Genomic DNA, 19,381 nt, shown 5'->3' with positions numbered 1-19,381 from the left:
TTCTCCTCTTAACATTGCTTTATACATTTAGGTTTTGCCTCGCCCACCTACTTAGCCATTTTATTTTCTACACCAAACAAATGCTTGTATATTTCATAATCAGGAAATAAACTCATAATCACAGACCTAGTTAAAACACAATGAGTCATATTACCTTGAGCATAAAACAAGTCAAAGGCTTTAAATAAATCATCTTTAGCTCCATCCACATCACCTAATTCAAATCTGGCTACTCCTCGGCTTCTGTAAGCTTCTACGTGGTCAGTATCTAGCGCTAACGCCCTATCAAAATCTTGGATTGATTCTTCTATTTCCTTAGATAAAAGATAAGCATCACCTCGGTGAAGATAGGCTTCTATATATTGAGGATTTATGGAAATAGCTTGATTATAATCTTGGATTGCTGCTTGATTATCAATCAGAAAAGCTTTATGAACCCAAGCCCGATTAAAATAAGCTTCGGCTAAATCTGGTTTCAGCGATATAGCTTTATTCAAATCATCTAGCAGTAAATTAAATTCTGTTTTATGACAAATTTTTGAATGAGCTAAAGCGCGATTGCTATATGCTTCAGCAAAATTAGGATTCATTGTTAAGGCACTATCAAAAAGTTGGATTGCTTCAGAATATTTTTTAACTTGAAATAGAATCATCCCGATGGCATTATGAACTTCAGCAAAATTAGGATTATAATAAAGTGCTGCCCTAAAACAGCGTTCAACCTCATCTAAATCTCCTTTATTAACATATTCAATTCCTTTTTCGTACCAAAGTTGTGCTTGTTCTAAATCAATAGCTTCCATGTTTTATATACCTAGCGTTCTATACTTTCCTGTTGATTTTTATTCAAATGTTCATCAATCTTTACATTTGCCTCATCGAAAAAAGTTACTATTTCTGGATAAACTTGATTAGTTTGTAGTCTCCCAGCTTTAATATCAAGAATTATATTTTTATCTTTAGTAAAAATGGTTAAATCTTCTTGTAGAGCATTAAAAGAAATATCGTATACTTTTCCTTGAACTTGAGTAGAACCATCGGCTCCAGGTTTACCCATAACTGAGCCAATTTTTTGAGCAATTTGAGTAATTCGGCTAATAGATTGGTACTCGTGAGTATCCTGATTCATAGCTGCAAAAGCTTTGTCTGAAATTTTTTGGCTTTGTTTAAATTCATTAGCAACCTCAACAATTTTCTGTTTATATTCATCTGGTTTACCCAACTTGTCAGCAGCAGTGTACCAATTTCTCAAATCATCAATAGTCACTGGTTCGTTAATATTCTTCTCAATCTTTGGTGTAGGGAAGTCCACAATTTTGCCGTCAACATAATCTCCCAGAGGTTCCATCTCTAGCCCCCAAACCTTCGGTTTACCTGTGAATAATTCTGGTAATGCTTTGGCTGAATGCTTTTCCATTTGCGCCCATTGCTGTTGGTAAGTGGGGTCAGAAATCATTTGTTGAGTGATTTGGTACTGCTTGCCCACTCGAAAAGCTACCTGTTTACCTCCCCCAGAAGCGATGGGCGAAGCCCCGCCGTAGGCGATCGCAATATCACCTTCTTTAAATCCATACTGTTTGTAAGGTTCATAAGCTCTAGTGGTGTGAGTCCTGCCATATCCCCGCATGGCATCAATGCAGGTATCCACTGGGAGAGAATTTAATTCGCCTCGCATAATCAGGGGATAGTTCATCGGGATAGGTTTCCCAGATATAGTTTGTGGTTGACTAATTGGAGTTTGTGTAAAAACTGGTTGCTGAGGCGTTTTTAAAGATTTCGGTCGATTTGGTAAAGAATCAATTTTTTGCTGATATTCATCCCTGGATTCAATTATTTCCCCAAACTTTTTGGTCATGGCTTCGGCTGTTTGGTCTGGTATGGAGGCAGTCACCAAGTTAAACACCGCCAATCCTTTCTTATTTTCCAGTTGTGCTGGTACTTGAATAAAAGTTACATTTTGTTTTTCTAGCCACTGGGTGACAGTTTCAACCTTATGGTCATCTACCGCCATCCCCATGATCCCCAGCATTTTATCTTCTGGAGTAGTAAACAAAAAAGTGGGGCGTTCTTTAATCTTTTGCAATAACGGCGCACTTTTCGCAATCATCTCCTGTTGCGGTGAAGCTACAACAGGCTTGTTTGGAAATGCTTGACTTTCCTTAGTCCAAACTTCAGGATATTCAACTGTGCTGGGGTCAATTTTAACAAAGGTATGAGAAAAATTACTTTGCAGTGTAGCTGGCACTTCGGTCAACTGACCAAATTGCAGAACTCCCAAGTCTTTAAGTGCTTCCTTGTCCTTCTTAAAATGCAACACTCCTAATGGTTTACCATCTAGAAATACAGCATCCCTGGTCTTTGATTGAGGAATTTCTAAATTTACTTTTTTATATTCACATTGGTTAAAAGCTTCATTTTTAAAATCATATACATCAACTTTATTAATTTTTAACAAATTCCCTTGGGGTGATTCACCAATTAAAGTTGTGGTTTTATTACCATCACCAATAGGTGTGAGTTTCAGGTTGAGTTGATTGCCATTCTTAAGATAATTGACTTGTTGAAGTTGTTTAACGGAATCAGTATCTAATTCCCCCAGTGTTCTCCCATCCAGTTGAATTTTTACCGCTTGATTAGGAACGGGTACTGTCCCAATTGAAAGGTTGGCTGGTTCGGCATGAAACTCACGCCCCGCATAAGAGAACTTACTAATTTCTCTGATCGTGAACTCAACGGGCGCTTTCCCTGGTTGCTCGACAGTACCAATGGCTGTATAGGTTTCCCCAGGCACTATGTTGGCTTGAGCCTTTGTGCCAATGGGTAACTGACTTGTCCTTGGTTCCAACATGGCAAATTCTTTGTACTCTCCAGCATCGTCTTGTACAAAGATCAACCGGGAACCATGACGTTCATGATCCTGTGGATGCTCACTAGCCCTAATTTCTATTGGGTATTTCTCATCTGGGTTCCAAGCTTTACCCTTGAAATTGTTCGCCTCATTGTCAAGCGTCACCAATTTCATCTCTGTAAATTGCAGTTCTTCCAGGCGTGACACAATTTCATCAGGGAAAGCAGCAAAGGCGAAATTTGATACTTTCTTTTGAACATCTCGCTGCTTATCTTCTACTTCATCTTGTCTGGTAGCTGATATACTCCAAGCCGCCGCCGCCGCCGATAATCTCTCAGACTCCGGGATAGAAGCGCGAAATGCTTCTGCACTTTGGTATGCTTGCTGAAATAGTAACGAGGTTTGCCCCCGGCTCAATTCTGGTTTAATTTCTTTGAGAAAAGCCCCAGCCGTGACCATTCCTGGTTTCAAATTGTAATCTTCTACTGACTGCTGGCTGACTGTTCCCAGTTTACGGTACTTAGGTTGACCATCTTCGACCTCTCCATCAATTTGAGCGATCGCCATTAGTTTGTGAGGGCGTTCCCGACTGCGATATTGTTCAGAAATTTCCTTTAGCTCAATATTCAACCTTTGCCCATTCCAAATCCCCGGATGACCATAGCGAGTCAAGTTAGTAATTTCTAGTTGCGCTCCTTGCTGTGTTTGAATTATGGCAGATGGTCCCCGCTCAGTTTCCCGTCGTCGCTCCATTGCTACGGCTGCATTAAATTTCTGGTCAAATTCCTGCTTGGCTAAGATGGCAGAAAATCTTTGTTGTGGGGTAAATTCAACTGCCTTAAATAAATCTTGAAATTGGACTATGGGACGAGATTCGAGTTTGGAATTTTCAAAGTATTTATTAGTTTGGCTGATTAATAATTCTACAGGTGAGTAGCCTTGGGAAGTAATACCAGTGTTTAAATAAGCTGCTTTTGATTTTTTATCTTTAATATAATTAACGTCACGATATAAATAGCGTTGGTTCTCCTTAACTAAATCCATCTCAGGTGTTTTGGCACTCTTGAATAAATCTACCGCTATTTGATTCTGATAACATCCTTCTTCAATCATACTGCGATACATTTGACGATTTAAATCCATCGCCTGTTGCATGATTTCTGGCGTTCTATGAGGATTTTTGGCTAGGGCTACAAACTGTTCCATATAGGGTTTATATTCTGACCTAATTGGTTTGGGTTTGTCGTAACGTTCTTGTTCAAATAAGCTTTGATAATGATGGGAAACTTGGTCTAAATATTGTGATTTTAACTCTGGTGTGCCATAAGTATTTAGGACTTCAATTTCTGACTCCAAGGCTTCTAGTGCTGTAACTTGATTATTAATGATCCCCACGCTGATGCTGTCGCTCATGTGGATGGCAATTTCTTCAAAGGGTGGTTGGGTTTTATCTTCCCTATAAAATGATTGCTTTTTCAGCTTGACTGTGGGAGCATACGCATTTTCGGGCTGGTTTCTGTATTCAGCTTCTGCTGTAAAATTGGGGTATTTACTTGCTTTGGCGACACCAATGCAGTCACCATCAAAATCTCTAGCCTGACGTTCAGATTCGGTTTCTCTTGGTGCTACTTCACCAGTTTCCAATCTTGCTTGTATTCGTTTATGATCTTCATCATTAACTACGATGATTCCTTCTAATGGTGAACCATTTGGGGCTAAACGGTCTTCAACGTGTTTATTAACAGAGACACATAAACCATTGGAGTTGAGAAAAGGAGAACGAAAGTTAAGGACTTTTTCGCCTTCATCGATCCAAGGTACACAAATTTCCCCATTTTTTAATTTCTTAGAAGGAATAATCATTCCCCGGTCAAAAGTCAAAGTTTTACCAACGGCAATATCACGCCATTGATTCTGGATAAATTTATTTAACTCTTGTTTGAACTTCTCAGTTTCTATAAGTTGATTATGTCCTAGTAAATCTGATTTAATAATTTTGTACATTAAGGAATCATCTTGCTCTTTTTCAGCTTCATCATCCAAATGATTTTCTTCAGGACTAAATAAATCTAGTTGTTTGACAAAAGTTTCCTGATTTTCTGGCGTAATTATTTCTTGGTGTATAGATGCCTTTTGTTCCTCAGTAAAAGCTTTGCGTTTCTCATACTTCTCACAGTACAGTTGAGCCACCTTTCTAGGGTCATTTTGAACTTCTGCTAGTTGTTGAGCTTGTAGTTCCAGTTCCTCCGCAAAGTCTTTGATTCCTTGGGGGAATGATGCCAGTAATTGAGATATGGCAGTTTTACCCCGCTCTGATTGGGCTTTTTCACCTAACCAAATATTTTGCTGGTACAGCCCTGGTTTGATTTGTGGTTTACTTGGTCCATCTGGGTTATCTTTGTCCGTGCCTTTGAAACTGGATACAGGAATAATTAGGTCAATTTTGGGTACATTCTTTTGCAAATCAAGCTCTTGTATGTTGAAAGGTCGCAATGTACCTTTACCAAAACGATACTTAGTATCTTCTCCATCACCTTCTTTCCAACCAAAGCGATGCTGAATTACACGATAAGTTTTATCTTGTTTTTCTTCTCTTTTGGTAATCTTGTCATATAGCTCTGTGCAAATTTGACCGTAGCAATCTCCTGTCAATTTCCAAGCAACCTTATCCTCAATCACTCCCCCATTTTCGCCCGTGCTATCGTCTACTACCAGAATATTTAATTTCTCATTGATTGAATCTTTGCAATCACCTAAAAATATCGAACCATAAGCCCCCCGGTCTTTCCGGTCTGGACAAAGTTTATCAATTACTTCCAAACATTCTGGTTCTCCATAGAGTAATCGAGTTTTTGAAGATAACAGCAGAACGTGACCATCTGGATGATTTTGTAAATCTTCTGGTTTACTATATTCATCAATATGTCCAAAAGAAAAATCTTTACCTGGAAAGTAAGATTCAAGTAGTGTGTTATCTAACTTTTCAGTTAAAATAGAATCAGGATTCTTGCTATCTGCGTCTGTATAAATCCATTGATTTAATCTAGTATCAAAGTGTTTAAATTCTAGTGCCATAAATTAGGAGGAATTGTATGTTTAGGTTGAAACGATGGTTAAACATGAATCGTGAAAGAGTGAATGAAGATGGTTCTTTGAAAACAGAATATCTCCAAGAATTGATTGACAAAAATAGACCACCTGAATTAATTAGTAAACACGCTAAGATTTTGAAGGACAAATATGAAAGCCTAAAACATTTAGACCAAACAGACCCAGAGCCGTGGCCTGTCTATACTGCCTACGATTTCTTCACAGAGGAAGAAAAACGGCAGTTTAATCCAGATGGTTCACTCAAGCCTGAATATGTGGAGCAAGCGCTTCAAAAGGGCATCAGTGAGAATTGGTTGGAAGAAATGGAACGTCGCAAGAAAATCGATGTTGATAATTACAATGCTGTGTCTGTAAAATATGCCGAACAAGGCATCAACTTTGGTGAACAAGAGATGAATAGCAGAATTGCTTCTAGCAAAACATACGGTCAACGCCTGAAGCAAATGGCCATAGACTTGCGGAACTGTGAACCTGCCGATAGCTTGCCCTTTGACAAAGAAACCACCTATTGGTAAACAATTCAGGCTTTTACTGTTTACCTGTCTTCAGTTGACCCTGAATATTGCCGTTGCGTTCGTTGTCAGTGCGATAATTGTTAGCTTTGTCATCTGGCTTGCCACTTTCAACGGAAGGTAGTTGATTTTTGCGATCGCCGTTCGCGGAGCGTTTCGTAGAGAAGGCATCACCCTCTGAAAAAAATTGATTGCGTTCTACAGAATTAGAGACTGTGGGGTTCTGGGTTTGGGAGCGTGACAACACCCCATGAGAGAACGCAATCATCCCCAGGATGGCAAAGGATGTGATGCAGACTCTTTGCAATGAGTTAAATACGGATCTTTCTTTTACCTCTTGAGCCAGGATATCGTATAGCTTGTTCTCTTCAGTTCTTCTTTTAAGGTAATCCAATACCTTCAGACACTGGGTAATATCCTCCCCCCGTTTAACCTTTTGGCAAATCAAAACTTCCATCAATTCTTTACGATTTTCGGGAGTAGCCAAATCTATGGCATCCCACTCTGTTGTTTTTGATTCGCCAGTAAAGCCCAGTTTACTCTGTTCGAGTTCATAATCCAAAAGCTGCATCTGTCTTCACCAGTAAAGGTTAAAGACAGGATACTCACAAGTTAAATCAAAAACAATCAACTTTATTACTATCTTGATCTAATACTTTTGTCTGTTCGGTTTTTACGGTTATAATTCTAGGTCTAAATCATAACTATTTTCCAAATAATATTGCTGTTGTGGAACTGGCTGGTCAGCACGGAAAGGATTCGTGCCATCTACAAATATTTCTTGTGCCAGAGTCCGTCCATCACCATCTGTGTCACTTTGCAGAATGAAATTTAATATATGAGATGGCATACCGTTGGTTATAGCCTGAGCATAAAAAGCCTTAACAAATTGTATTGATGCCTCGCTGTTGGATAAAATGGCTAATGTGCGTCTAGCGTCCTGAATGGTCATCTTGCGAACATCTTTCACACCAGCCTCTTGCCAAATATCATTGAAAAATTCAATTTTTTCTTCAGACCATTGTTCTCTGGCGAATTGCGCTAATTGTTCAGCTTGAAGTTCCAAGTCCAAGTTGTCAGATTCAGACATAATATTGACCTGATTTAAATTTTCACCGCTTTCTGTGCCAAAAAAAGCGGCAATCAATGTATAGCCTATTTTGCCGTCAGCACGACGGAATCACGTTTGCTGGAATTAACCATTTTCATCAGATGCTGATTCAGATAACTTTGGGCGGAGATGTACAAACTCTCCCAAAGTTCTAGAGAGCGACTGACTTTAGTTCCGATTGTATTCCCTGCCATTTTCTCGGAAACCAAGTATTTACGATAATGATTCCCCCACAGATGTTGCAGGAAGTTCTCAGCTAACTCCTCAAAAGGAATAATCCAGTTGTAATTCTCGTCTAGGAATACTCGATAGGCTGCAATTATCGGTAATGCCAAATCAGTTGGCGCACCAAACCCAAAAGAATACTTACTATCGGGAAGCAGAGTATTTTTGCGTGTATCAATTGATGCTAAATCATTAACACCCTTTCTTCTGGGGTTGCTGATATGCTCTTGAACAATTTCGTAGAGTCTTTGTTCAATCCACATAGCTTGCGAAAGCAGAGGGAGTAGCTTACTCAATCTTTCCCTCTCAGCATCTGTGATCTGACTGGGGGTACTCATACCTGTGGGGTGCTTGGTTCTTTTATTCCCATCCGGGTTATACCTGTTTCTGTCTAAGCAGTTCATCAACTTGAAGAGATGGGTAACATTACACTGGGCATTTCTGGGAGCGCCAGTTTGGTTTTGGTAATAGGCAACTCTAAACTTTCTATCTTCCGTTCTTTCTAACTCGGCTAAATACTGCTTGATAAATTCATAATCACCCCTGGCGTTGACTTTGGAGCGAGAATCTACGGGGGAAGTTGTATTGGAAGCCAGAGCAATATCTTTAGCTTCTACTTCATTTAAACCAATGTGGATGGTAACTTTGACTTTCGCAAGGCTCAGGTCATATTTATAATTCCTTGCTTGTTCAAATGCTAGAACTGTGTGACCGCCATTGATGATGCCATCGCTACCCCCCTCGGAAGCTTCCAGTATCTCTAGTTCCAGTTCAGTTTTGTTTTTATTGGGTTTAACCTTATTGGCACAGAGGACTATACCACTGTGACGCTCGAAGAATTTGGCGGGTTGAGTCGTCAAGGAGTCAAAGATTTGCCTGTAAGTAGCACTTCTTCGGTTGGGTTCGCGGATGTTAGGTTCTAGGGGTAAGTCTGTAGGGAACTTATCAATGTGGGCAGTGGCGATAATGCATTTGGGGTTGGCATTGAAATAGTTATCTATTTTCAGAATCCAAGTTTTCGGCATGGTTTATTTTCTCGCAGGAGCAAAACTTTATAGTAACGCTTGAGTTATGTTCAACAAAATTAGCTATGCAGTACAATTGTTCTATTAAACGTTGAACTCGCCCCAAAACAAAAGACGAAACACACTGCTTCTGGTTAGTTCTAGAGGCATTTTCAACCTTTGGCTGACTGAAATACAAATAATAATATAGCGATCGCACCAATCAGGAAAGTCATTTGCATCAAACTCAACATGACATTGATACTGAAAATATCCCCATAGGTTTGGTGAACAGGACTAATCAATTGCCGTGCTTTAAAAACATCTGAGGACAGAAATGAAGACCTATCCACTGTCCCCAGTCCAGGGAATTGGCATTGTTTAAATACATTGTTTCCGTAACAATCACAGGCATTACTTTCTTGTACTGACAATCTTCGTCTCTGTCGTTCAGGTTTTTGCCAGCAAGGGTCTTTCGCTACATCTTCACCCAGTCCACTGAGTGTTACTAGGGATTCAAAAGGGTACTTAGTCAGCATTAATTGGTTAAGAAACTTTCCGTTGTCTTTAAATTCGCTAACCGGGAGTATACCACCACCAAAAATTACCTGTGGAACCAACACCAGAATAGTCAGCAATGGAGCGACACTTTGATTGGGTGCGATTGCTGACACCAACAACCCCAGTATCATGCTACCAAAAGATGCCAGAAACAATGTTACATACATCCCAGGTAAAGCACTTTCAGGAACAGTGACCGCACTGACCATACAGCCTAAGAGTACAGCCGACTGGTACAGTGCAAGCAAAAATGATAGGTGAAACTTAGACGCAAGATAGGGAAGCACCCCCAGTCCCGCAGTTCTCTCCCGGCGATAAATTGCAGTTTCTTTCGCTATCTCTGGCATAGTGGCCAACGCCCCTGCCATGACTGCCATAATCACGGTGACAAACAGCATTGTGATTGACTGTCCTGCATTGCCTGTTTTGGTGTCAAACAAGTCAGATTTCCAGAGTAAAAAGTTAAATCCTCCCAGAATTGGCGCTCCTGTTAACATCAAGGACAGGCTCATTTTGTTTTTGAACAGGATGGTGAGATTACGCCGACACAATACCCACCACTGCTGCCAGTAGTTTATCCTGGGTGCTACTGGTGTCACTTTGGTTTGGGGGATTGATTCTTGGCGATCGCTAATGAATTTCCGGTGAAAAACACTTTCTTTAAACCGTTCCTCCCATTTTTCTGGTGATAACTGCCGTTCTACTTTGCTGTAAATAGTGTCAAAGTCTGGCACTTTAAAGTAATCAAATGCCATCTTAGATGGCCCAAAGTAAGCCAGCCTTCCGCCCTTAGCGAGAAACACTACAAAATCTGCGATTGCTACATTCTTGGTCGCATGAGTAATTAGTATAACTGTACTGCCATTGTTAGCTAAGTCTCTCAGCAACTCCATAATCTGAAGTTCAGTACCGGGGTCAAGTCCTGAAGTTGCTTCATCCAGGAAGAACAAGCTGGGTTTGGTAATTAGTTCCACCCCAATAGATACTCGTTTCCGTTGTCCACCACTCAACCGCTTGATCGGAACGTGCTTACGTGGGGTGAGTTGTAATTGTTCGAGGACTTGTTGAATACGTTGCTGCCTCTGCTCTGGTATCGCATGAGGTAATCTTAATTGTGCCGCATACTTGAGTGCTTCAAACACAGTTAACTCTGGATGCACAATATCGTCTTGAGGTACATAACCAATGCTGTGTTTAAAAGCTGAGAAATGTCGGTAAAGGTTAACGCCATTGACCATAACTTTCCCACTACTAGCACGACGTTGACCATTGAGTGCATCCAATAAAGTAGATTTTCCCCCACCACTTACCCCAGCAATCACGATAAATTCTCTGGGGAGAAACGATACAGAAATATTATTAATTAAGGTATTACCAAAGAACATACCAGTGGATTTGTATAAATCAATGGCATCTAGCCTTAAGTTTTGGAGAGTTGGATTTTCCGGCTTCTTATTGAATAATTGGGTTTTAGCGATTGGAGTAAAAATTTGTGATTTGACAGTCGGGGGATTGGTGATTTTTATTTCGATAATAACGGAACCAACTTGTATTAAATTCCCATCTGATAACGCCTGTGATTGTTGATGCCTCAGCAATGTGCTACCAATGCGAGTCCCCACAGCACTACCTAAGTCAAATAACAGATATTGGTCTTGTCTCCACAAGATTGCAGCATGATAGCTACAAACATAAGTGTCCGTGATTACTAAATCATTATCTGGGTCACTGCCAATAGTGAATGGTACCTGACTAACTTTGCATTGCTGAGTGGGATTAGTGTGAGCAGTTAGTTGTAGGGTTTGCATGAGTATCAAAGTTGAATTTTGTTAATCATCGCTACGCGAAAGCTCTATTGAAGTATGGCGATGGAAACTTTAAAAGAGTGAAAAATATTTTAATCGGCTTAGTTTTTGGGATTTTTGTGACTTCCGTAGCATCAAATATTCTTTTATCAAATTCTTTATTCAAATCAGTATATTGTAGTTGGGAAGAATTAGAAGAAATCTTCCAACTTCAACAGTAAATTTGATAAAAGCAGTGTATAACTGCTTTTATTTTTTCTGATCAAGAGATAAAATCACACCCCTTCGTGCATAGGCATAAAACCCTGTTGAATCCATACATCTTCGGGAACCTTGCCATTGTTATAAGTTGGTTGATTATCGGTTGGCACTAAAGTTCTTCCTTGACGATCATGACCTAAATTTTTGTCCAACATTTTAATGTGGCTAATATGACTTGTCCAAACATCAGTTACTCTATCCCCCAAATCAAGAGTATCTAACTTCTTTGGAATTGACACATTGCCATTCCAAATAATCGGTATACCCTCATTTTCAAAATGCTCAGTTAACTCAGTAGTGACAAACTCAGCCGTCCCACCACAAATCACAATCTCATCCAAGTCCGCGATATTTCGCATCCATCTGACTAAAGCACGGCAATATTCATCACGAACTACTGGTAAAGCTTGTTGGAACAACTTTAAATCTGACTGTTTTTCTGGTTCTGTAGTCTTACGCGACAAAGAAACAAAAGGCTCAAAATCCGCCTGATTTGCTGCTATTAAAGCATTAATCAAACGCGAATCATCCTTTGATAACCCTACAGATGTACATTCCACAAACTGACGTACCATCCAACTCATTCCCAAATCGCTTGTTTCTGATTTCCCCGCACTACCTTGTGTTGACAGGTAAAAACTGGCATTGCGATATCCCAACATCAGCATTCCGATATTTTTTTGAAAATATTTATCTTGGAGATTACGCCGACGATACGCCATAATTCCAGATCCTTCAGGCGCAACACCAAAATGTCGTAACTTACATTTCACTTTTCCTGTCGGTGTCTCTACACCTTTTTTCAACAACTGCTCTAACTCTATTGCTAACTTCTTACCATCATTGACTTCTCCAGGTGGTAGCAATAATTGTAAAAACACCTCGCTCACATAATCCTGATTCAATTTGCGACAAGCTAACCACAACATACCAATGATTTTGGGCATGGCATATTCATACTTCAAATCCCGTAGTGCCGCCGTCCCCGCAAACATAGTTTTTGCTAATTCACCTAATACATAGTATTCTTCTCTCCATCCCACCCATGCAGTGTTGCCCTGAAAAACTTGATTTTGTTGCTTCAATCGCTCAATTGAACCTTTGCCCACATCTGCTACTTCTGGGGACATCGCCAACACTATCGGTACACCATCTGGATATATTTGTGCGATCGCTTTAGTCTGACTGCCACCTAAATCACAAGTCAAGACTATCCTAGTCTTTTTTTCCGGTTTCTTTGTACTATTCATGACAACAGTTTATGTATATATTTAAACGCCAAATATCTTGTTAATTTGTTCCATTTCTTCGGTATTTTCCATCTTCATCAATCCCCAATCATCATCATCATCCTCAGTCTCATCTGCTTGAGCATTTGATTGACTATTGTTATTTGAATGATTGTCAGAAATCTCTCCCCAGATAGATGCTTTATCATTCCCTGCTCCAAATGTTTGGTTGATGACCACTGGCGTAGGATGAACTGGTTCAATATCAAGCCCACAGATTCGACGAATGGTGCTGATTTGCGCTTCTAATTTAGCGATCGCACGAATCCCTGCTTGCCTTAGTTTTTCTCCACCCACCCCTTTTGACAATAATGTTAAAGGTAGCCAGTGTGCCTTGAGAGTAGACAAAACTAATTCAGGAAAGTTCTCATTTTCATCAAAAGGGTCGGATTGCAAGTAACTAATTACTTGTCCATCCACACTATCATCTAATCGCTTTATTGAAATTCTTTGGTACTTTGCATCTGTCATATTCTTGTATTTTAAAATCTTGATAACAGGAATGCAGATGCGATAATTTCTCGCATCATTACCATTTAAAGAATAACAAAAGAATTATTGCAGGGCAACTAGAATCAATTTTCCTGTGAAGCGTTTCTAAATTTAACAACTAATTTTGATAACACCCTGTTAAATTTATTTGAACTGTAAATTTATTTAGCTAATATAGTTTCTCGTTTACTGACAAATAAATTGGCAAGTAACCCACACAATCTACATAGAGTTACTTTAATTTATCGGTAGTATTACTGTATAACTTAACACTGTTGTCTCTACACGCCCTCAAGAATAAAAAAAAGGCTTTGAAACATCAAAAAGGCGTAGTTGAGCAACGAAAAAACTTTATTGCTCCCGAAAAACAAATAATGTAACCAAAATGCGATAGTTTCATGACATCCCAATGGGCGTAGAAAATCACCAAAATCGACATATTTTGAGATTTTTATGCTTTGTCTACGCCTGCTATTTTTGTCAAAAATCGCTCAAAAGCATATACAGAAAAAGTTACAGCCGTTTTTACTAGAAGATTTTGACTCAAAAAGCATAATACATTCATGTTGCAAAAGTAATTCAAAAATCTGTTCAAAAATTATTCTGTAGTCCTTTATAATACTTCTGGTTACAAAAGAGTTGTGTCAGTCTTTGAAAAAAGTTGAGTGAATTTGAAAATCCGTGAATAATGTCAATAATTTAAGCTATTGAGAATACAATAGCCCAAAACCCTTGTGATTACGTTATTTTAGCCAATCCTCATGCAATAGTCACAGAGGTGTTTTTGATAGTAACTTGAGATAAAGATTGACCCCGAAACACCATTTTTATGGTGATTTACTGCTAATAATAAACCAGGACATCACCTGATGACTTAAATAACCCTAAAACCCAGCAAATTAACCGTTAAATAGCCTTTTCGTTATACTTATAAGGGATGGGTTTCTCTCGAATGCTGACACAGGCAGGACTACCGCCATCCCATGAGTGTCAGGTGCAATTTAATAGAACTGTACTCATTACAGTTCTAGAATCTACGGGTGAGATTTCCGTCCCGTTCATGCTCGCTAAGAGACAACCCACAATTACCCTTTGGGGCATGACAACTGGAGTAAATATACAACTGAGAACAGATGGCAGGTTTAGCAATTTTACGCGTGGTAAAGCTGAAATCTTTTGGCAATGTGGGGGGTAGTGAAGCCCATACTGCCAGATTACAAGAAACTAGCAATGCTGACCCACAAAAAACAAATATTCGGTTGATTGGCGATAACGACCAGCCCTTGGAGCAAATTGTCAAACTCAAGATCAAGTCTTGCACAAAACACAAGCCTCGCAAAGATGCTGTGTTGTGTAGTGAAATGTTTTTGAGTGCCAGCCCTGAATATTTTCGACCTCATGACCCATCACTCGCGGGAGAATGGGATGAGCAAAGATTGAGCGGTTTCGCTAACACCTCTAAAGAATGGCTGATTGAAAACTACGGGGATAAGTGTGTCAGGGCAGAACTGCACTTGGATGAAGCCACTCCCCACATTCACGCTTACATAGTCCCGATTAACGAAAAAGCCCATCTTCTCAGTCATTACAAAATGTTTGGGGGTTCACCTAAAGAGTGCAGAATTAAGTTATCCAAATTGCAAGATAGTTATGCTGCTGCACTAGCACCATTGGGTATTGAACGAGGAGTCAAAGGCAGTAAGGCCACCCACACTAAAGTTAAGGAATATTATCAAGCTGTTAATAGTCAACCTTTGACTTTGGAACTTGAACGATTAGAACCAAGATTGGGAGAATCGGCACAGCAATTCTATGAACGGCTTAAGGCTGACCCAGCTATTCAAGCACTTGACCATCAGTTAGCGGATCGTCAACGTGCTATTGAACATGAACAACGGGCTGTTCAAAAAGCTATGGCTAGTGAAAAACTTAGGCAACAGCAAGAAACCAGAATCAAACAACTTGAAGAAAACTTAGTTTTACGGCAGCAGACAGAGCAACTGCGGGACTTGCCCCTGGAGGATGTAGCGTGGCATTTAGGTTTAGACCGTGACTATAACCAGCCGGTGAAATGGAGAGGCCAGGGTCACATCATGAATATAGATGGTTCCAAATTCTATGACTTTCACCCCAGTGAAGAAAGGGGTGGCGGTGGTGCTATTGACTTGGTTATACACGTTAACGAATGTAATGATCAGGAAGCGATCGCGTGGCTGCATGATAGATTTGGTGAAAAAGGGGTAGAGAGGGCAGTCTTCGCCCAATCTCAAAAAAGAGCGGCGGAAATTGCACAGTTGGAACCCAGACCCAAGTTTGTACCCCCAGCACCAGATGAGCGCCAATGGCATAAAGTCGAAAATTATCTTACCGAGAAGCGAGAATTACTACCCAGTTTTATCCAAGCCGTTCATGATCAAGGTTTAATTTATGCTGATGAGCAAAAAAACGCCGTGTTCTTAATGCGGAATCTAGATGGTGAAACCACAGGTGCATTTGTTAGAGGAACACAAGGGGAAGATAACAGCTTTAAGGGATATGTGAAAGGAACCAAGCGTACAAAAGGGTGGTTTCATTTAAAATTGGGAGGAGAACCAAACGGCGAAATTGCAAAAGTCGTATTGTGTAAATCCCCCATTGAGGCGCTGTCAATTGCAACTCTGGAAATGGAAGTTCAGCAAGGAATACCCAAAACCAGGACAATGTACATGGCAGTTGATAGTCCTAAAAGTTTACCAGTGGAATTTCTGCAAACTGTTCCCGCAGTGGAAGTGGCTTATGAGAACGATCATGCCGGGAATGAGACGGCACGAATGATCATGGAACAGTTACATCATGATCATGCCATGCGAGTTAAACCCAAAGGTAAAGATTGGAATGATACCCTGTGTGCATGGAGAAAGTACCAAAAGCAACAGAGCCGTGACCAGCAGCACCACCAGCCGGGGCAGGAACTGGAATTTTGAACAAAAAACAAAAATGTGTTCCATCATTTAATGGGATGGAAGAGTCCATCGTTACCAAAACGCCATCCAGTAGAACTAGGATCTTTCGACCTGCACCATCTTTCAAAATCCTTAGAACTCTGATTATTTCGTTCTCGCTCTAAAGTCGCTAAATCGACACCTAATCTTTTAGCCAGATTTACCCCCTGATACGCTTGCAGTTCTAACTGCGGTGGATGATATTGGTAGGACTGCCTTCTTTGAGGAGTTGCAGAACGCTGTCCAAGTAAAGAAATAGCTCCTTCAATTTGTGCCAACCTCAAAGATATGGCTTCGGTCTTTTGCTCCAACTGTGAAAGTCTTTGTTTTGAACTATCGTCTACACCAGCATCTTGTCCATTGGCCATTTGAGTCAAAAAGGCTTCGATTTGGTGTAGACGAGTTTCTACACTTGCTTCCGTACCAGGAACTTCTCCCAGGATATGATGCAAGCCTTGAATCACTAAATCGGTAGCCGTAGTTTGACGTTCTCGTGCAGCTTTGCGGAGTGCATTGGTGAGGGTTTTGGGGAGTTTAAAGTTTATTGATTCGCGTTCTGTGTTAGCCATCTCTATACCACGTATATACCCTAGTACAGACAGTTTAAACCATTGACCAAGCCGGATTGGGGCGGGTGTAGGGTATTGGGAAACAGGGATTTTCTTAGAGAATAGCGTTGAAACCTGGAAATTGGTTATTTGTATTCACACTTCAACGTTTTTGGCAATAGTAAGAAAGTATGATATTGATCCCGTAATTTAGTTTATTCCTTTATGGAAGCAGAATATGCCATATTGATCGCAAATCAAGACAACGAAAAGCAGGACTTATGGTTGAAATATGGCATCCGATGGAGTTTGAGCATCCATCGGGGAAGATAGTTCGTGTACTAAATATTCCTAGTGGAGTAGAGTTATTCGCTGAAGATGTATTTTGTCTACTTGATGTGGAAGTTTCAAATTTAAAGGATGGCATTGAAATTAACCAACGATATGTCGTCGTAAATGGAGAAGTATGCCAAGCTGATACAATGCCTGCTTCATCTATTTATTCTCTAAATTACAATCCTAAGCTGACAAGAAAATTAGGGTATTGGGTAAGAACAGACATTATTTCAACTTTGACAGAAAATGTAGCCTCAACTTGTTCTCAAAAATATAAAAATAATATTGATTTCACTTCTAAGGAATCAATATTAAATTATTTAAAATGTCAGAAATCAGACTGGACAATAAATCAAGAGGAAATTGTGGATTTTTACTTGCGTTTTATCAACAAAACAATTCCCTTCGGATGTGATTATCCCACTGTTCAAGACAATCAAGAAGAACAATCAAGAATTTACTATCTACAAATAATACAAAATATAACAAGGGATTACGATGGATATGAAAACTTGTATAAAAAAATAGTTTTATCAACGACAAACCTATTGATGGCACAAGAATTAGATTTAGTAGTTTTTGTCGTTCTCAAAAGACTGCATCCAACAGATTTTCCATTGGATGTAATTAAACAAGGGTTAATTTTACAAGCTTTAAAATCTGTTAATTCATCACGATTTAGTTATCTCAATTGTGTCGAGCCTTTTTATTTGAGGCTCTTACAGTATTTGTCTAATGAAATAATTGCTTAGTTCCTTTATGGCTAGAAAAAAAATGACATCACAAGAAAATCTTTCTCGGAGATTGGTTATCGTAACTGGTGATAAAGGGGGCGTTGGTAAGAGTACCTTTGCAAGAGGACTTTTGCAAGCTTGGATAGACGAAAAACAAGATTTTGTGGCTTTTGATGCGGATATTTCAAATCCACAGATAAAAAGATTTTATGAAAAAGAATGTACAATTGAACCACTTAATATATTTAAAAGGGGACAAACGGATATATTTTTACAAGGATTGGGAAAATATATCTTTCACCCTGATAAATCAGTTGAAGATGGTGAACCTGGTAAAGCTGTGTTTTCCGAAAAATCATTATTTTTGTTGGAATTACCACCACAATCTAGCAACATTTTGAAGGATTTTGTCCAAGATATGGATCTTTTTGAAACCATCAAAAATATTTACCAAATGAGAGTAACTATGGTAGTAGTTATCTCTCGGACTTTAGATTCAGTAAACCAATTTGTTAACTTGTATAGTTACTGCCAAAATAATGCTGATTATATAGTGGTGAAAAATAATTTTTTTGGTGAGGAGCATGAATTTAATAGATACAATAATTCCCAGGTGATTCAAGACATTAAAGCTAACCCAGAAAATCAAAAATATATTCATGAAATAGGTATGCCTGATCTAATTGAACACGCCTATGATTATCTTGACCAACAAAGCTATTCCTTTGCTAAAGGAATGGAACAGAATGACCTAATTGCTGTCAAAGGAAGGGTGACAGCATGGCTACGCAACTTCAAAGATTCCATTCAACCAGTTAGACATTTATTAGGTTTACCCAATTTAGATGCTGCAAAATAAGCGGATGATTATGACTTTAGGCGATTCCCGTGTTGGTAAGTCTACAGTTTGTAAACTGTTGATTGATTTACTTCATTCTCAAGGTAAAACTATCACAGCTTACGACCATGATAATTTTCATAAGCTACAATCTTACAGGCATTTAATTACAGTCAATACGGTAGATTTTTTCAGGAGTGAAACTGATCAAGTGTTAGAAGATTTAAAAAATCAGCAACTTGAAGTAGTAGTAGTAGATATGCCTGGACAGTATGTACATAAAATCTGCCATTTTATTGATAAATCAAATTTTTTTCATCTGCTCAATGAATATGGCTGGAGATTGACTTTTCTTCAACCCATATCACACAGATTCGATTGTCTAAAATATATGGAGATAATTCTCAATTTTTCTAAGGAATGGGCTAATTATATAGTGATCAAAAATTATCACTTTGACCAGAGATTCAATAATTATAAGACTTCTATGCAATCAAAATTATATTCAGTAGGTGGTATAGATATAACTTTAACTAAACTGCACACTGACCACTATGAAGCAATGGAAAGAACTAATAAACCTTATTCACAGATACGTGATGATACATCAATATATATTCTTTATCGTTCCTATATATATCGATGGATACAAAACTTTAATCAAGAACTACTTAAAAACCAACTAGCTAGTAATTATCTGTGTTTGTCTAAATCAAATTTTTAGG

General features: G+C 39.1%; 14 protein-coding genes. 5 read left to right on the top strand and 9 right to left on the bottom strand.

Annotated elements, in window-relative coordinates; translation table 11 throughout:
* Window positions 1-47: 47 nt before the first annotated feature.
* Window positions 48-803, bottom strand: a complete 756-nt coding sequence (locus ACM0OP_RS15900; protein WP_414529397.1) for a tetratricopeptide repeat protein — start codon at window positions 801-803, stop codon at window positions 48-50.
* 11 nt (window positions 804-814) lie between these two features.
* On the bottom strand, window positions 815-5,923 hold the full coding sequence (locus ACM0OP_RS15895; RefSeq protein ID WP_414529396.1) for a hypothetical protein: 5,109 nt from the start codon (window positions 5,921-5,923) through the stop codon (window positions 815-817).
* 17 nt (window positions 5,924-5,940) lie between these two features.
* Here ACM0OP_RS15895 and ACM0OP_RS15890 point away from each other — a divergent pair, with 17 nt between their 5' ends.
* Window positions 5,941-6,474 (top strand): hypothetical protein, encoded by a 534-nt coding sequence (locus ACM0OP_RS15890; protein WP_414529395.1) that lies wholly within the window; start codon window positions 5,941-5,943, stop codon window positions 6,472-6,474.
* A 13-nt stretch (window positions 6,475-6,487) separates the two neighbouring features.
* On the opposite strand, the gene ACM0OP_RS15885 is transcribed toward ACM0OP_RS15890, so the two are convergent.
* The 6 genes from ACM0OP_RS15885 to ACM0OP_RS15860 all read right to left on the bottom strand — a co-directional run bounded on the left by ACM0OP_RS15885 (window position 6,488) and on the right by ACM0OP_RS15860 (window position 13,198).
* Window positions 6,488-7,042 (bottom strand): hypothetical protein, encoded by a 555-nt coding sequence (locus ACM0OP_RS15885; RefSeq protein WP_414529394.1) that lies wholly within the window; start codon window positions 7,040-7,042, stop codon window positions 6,488-6,490.
* Window positions 7,043-7,150: 108 nt separating this feature from the next.
* Complete coding sequence (locus ACM0OP_RS15880; RefSeq protein WP_414529393.1) at window positions 7,151-7,561, bottom strand: hypothetical protein; 411 nt, start codon at window positions 7,559-7,561, stop codon at window positions 7,151-7,153.
* Between the two features lie 65 nt (window positions 7,562-7,626).
* Window positions 7,627-8,832, bottom strand: a complete 1,206-nt coding sequence (locus ACM0OP_RS15875; protein ID WP_414529392.1) for an AIPR family protein — start codon at window positions 8,830-8,832, stop codon at window positions 7,627-7,629.
* A 152-nt stretch (window positions 8,833-8,984) separates the two neighbouring features.
* The gene (locus ACM0OP_RS15870) at window positions 8,985-11,180 is read right to left on the bottom strand and encodes an ATP-binding cassette domain-containing protein (RefSeq protein WP_414529391.1); all 2,196 of its coding nucleotides are present in this window, start codon (window positions 11,178-11,180) and stop codon (window positions 8,985-8,987) included.
* 272 nt (window positions 11,181-11,452) lie between these two features.
* Complete coding sequence (locus tag ACM0OP_RS15865; protein WP_414529390.1) at window positions 11,453-12,688, bottom strand: ParM/StbA family protein; 1,236 nt, start codon at window positions 12,686-12,688, stop codon at window positions 11,453-11,455.
* A 21-nt stretch (window positions 12,689-12,709) separates the two neighbouring features.
* A complete protein-coding gene (locus tag ACM0OP_RS15860; RefSeq protein ID WP_414529389.1) occupies window positions 12,710-13,198 on the bottom strand; it encodes a hypothetical protein in 489 nt (162 codons plus the stop codon).
* 1,154 nt (window positions 13,199-14,352) lie between these two features.
* On the opposite strand from ACM0OP_RS15860, the gene mobV reads away from it, so the two are divergent.
* Window positions 14,353-16,182 carry a MobV family relaxase gene (gene mobV, locus ACM0OP_RS15855; RefSeq protein WP_414529388.1) on the top strand — a complete coding sequence of 610 codons (1,830 nt, stop codon included), beginning with the start codon at window positions 14,353-14,355 and terminating at the stop codon, window positions 16,180-16,182.
* 23 nt (window positions 16,183-16,205) lie between these two features.
* On the opposite strand, the gene ACM0OP_RS15850 is transcribed toward mobV, so the two are convergent.
* The gene (locus tag ACM0OP_RS15850) at window positions 16,206-16,769 is read right to left on the bottom strand and encodes a hypothetical protein (RefSeq protein ID WP_414529387.1); all 564 of its coding nucleotides are present in this window, start codon (window positions 16,767-16,769) and stop codon (window positions 16,206-16,208) included.
* A 260-nt stretch (window positions 16,770-17,029) separates the two neighbouring features.
* Between ACM0OP_RS15850 and ACM0OP_RS15845 the strand changes: the two genes are divergently transcribed.
* The 3 genes from ACM0OP_RS15845 to ACM0OP_RS15835 are packed head-to-tail and all read left to right on the top strand — an operon-like array spanning window position 17,030 to window position 19,380.
* Window positions 17,030-17,836 carry a hypothetical protein gene (locus ACM0OP_RS15845; protein ID WP_414529386.1) on the top strand — a complete coding sequence of 269 codons (807 nt, stop codon included), beginning with the start codon at window positions 17,030-17,032 and terminating at the stop codon, window positions 17,834-17,836.
* A gap of 22 nt (window positions 17,837-17,858) precedes the next feature.
* On the top strand, window positions 17,859-18,677 hold the full coding sequence (locus ACM0OP_RS15840; protein ID WP_414529385.1) for a nucleotide-binding protein: 819 nt from the start codon (window positions 17,859-17,861) through the stop codon (window positions 18,675-18,677).
* Between the two features lie 10 nt (window positions 18,678-18,687).
* Window positions 18,688-19,380, top strand: a complete 693-nt coding sequence (locus tag ACM0OP_RS15835; protein ID WP_414529384.1) for a P-loop NTPase family protein — start codon at window positions 18,688-18,690, stop codon at window positions 19,378-19,380.
* The last annotated feature ends 1 nt before the right edge of the window (window position 19,381 follow it).

It is taken from the genome of Nodularia chucula CCY0103, assembly GCF_963923915.1.
In the GTDB taxonomy this organism is placed as follows: Bacteria; Cyanobacteriota; Cyanobacteriia; order Cyanobacteriales; family Nostocaceae; genus Nodularia; species Nodularia chucula.
The sequence above is the reverse complement of the archived record's forward strand: the minus strand, read 5'-3'. Positions and strand labels throughout refer to the sequence as shown.

Bases quoted from the DNA above. Each gene is read 5' to 3' on its own strand.
- ACM0OP_RS15900 (WP_414529397.1), bottom strand. From the start codon at position 803: ATGGAAGCTATTGATTTAGAACAAGCACAACTTTGGTACGAAAAAGGA.
- ACM0OP_RS15895 (WP_414529396.1), bottom strand. From the start codon at position 5,923: ATGGCACTAGAATTTAAACACTTTGATACTAGATTAAATCAATGGATT.
- ACM0OP_RS15890 (WP_414529395.1), top strand. From the start codon at position 5,941: ATGTTTAGGTTGAAACGATGGTTAAACATGAATCGTGAAAGAGTGAAT.
- ACM0OP_RS15885 (WP_414529394.1), bottom strand. From the start codon at position 7,042: ATGCAGCTTTTGGATTATGAACTCGAACAGAGTAAACTGGGCTTTACT.
- ACM0OP_RS15880 (WP_414529393.1), bottom strand. From the start codon at position 7,561: ATGTCTGAATCTGACAACTTGGACTTGGAACTTCAAGCTGAACAATTA.
- ACM0OP_RS15875 (WP_414529392.1), bottom strand. From the start codon at position 8,832: ATGCCGAAAACTTGGATTCTGAAAATAGATAACTATTTCAATGCCAAC.
- ACM0OP_RS15870 (WP_414529391.1), bottom strand. From the start codon at position 11,180: ATGCAAACCCTACAACTAACTGCTCACACTAATCCCACTCAGCAATGC.
- ACM0OP_RS15865 (WP_414529390.1), bottom strand. From the start codon at position 12,688: ATGAATAGTACAAAGAAACCGGAAAAAAAGACTAGGATAGTCTTGACT.
- ACM0OP_RS15860 (WP_414529389.1), bottom strand. From the start codon at position 13,198: ATGACAGATGCAAAGTACCAAAGAATTTCAATAAAGCGATTAGATGAT.
- mobV (WP_414529388.1), top strand. From the start codon at position 14,353: ATGGCAGGTTTAGCAATTTTACGCGTGGTAAAGCTGAAATCTTTTGGC.
- ACM0OP_RS15850 (WP_414529387.1), bottom strand. From the start codon at position 16,769: ATGGCTAACACAGAACGCGAATCAATAAACTTTAAACTCCCCAAAACC.
- ACM0OP_RS15845 (WP_414529386.1), top strand. From the start codon at position 17,030: ATGGTTGAAATATGGCATCCGATGGAGTTTGAGCATCCATCGGGGAAG.
- ACM0OP_RS15840 (WP_414529385.1), top strand. From the start codon at position 17,859: ATGACATCACAAGAAAATCTTTCTCGGAGATTGGTTATCGTAACTGGT.
- ACM0OP_RS15835 (WP_414529384.1), top strand. From the start codon at position 18,688: ATGACTTTAGGCGATTCCCGTGTTGGTAAGTCTACAGTTTGTAAACTG.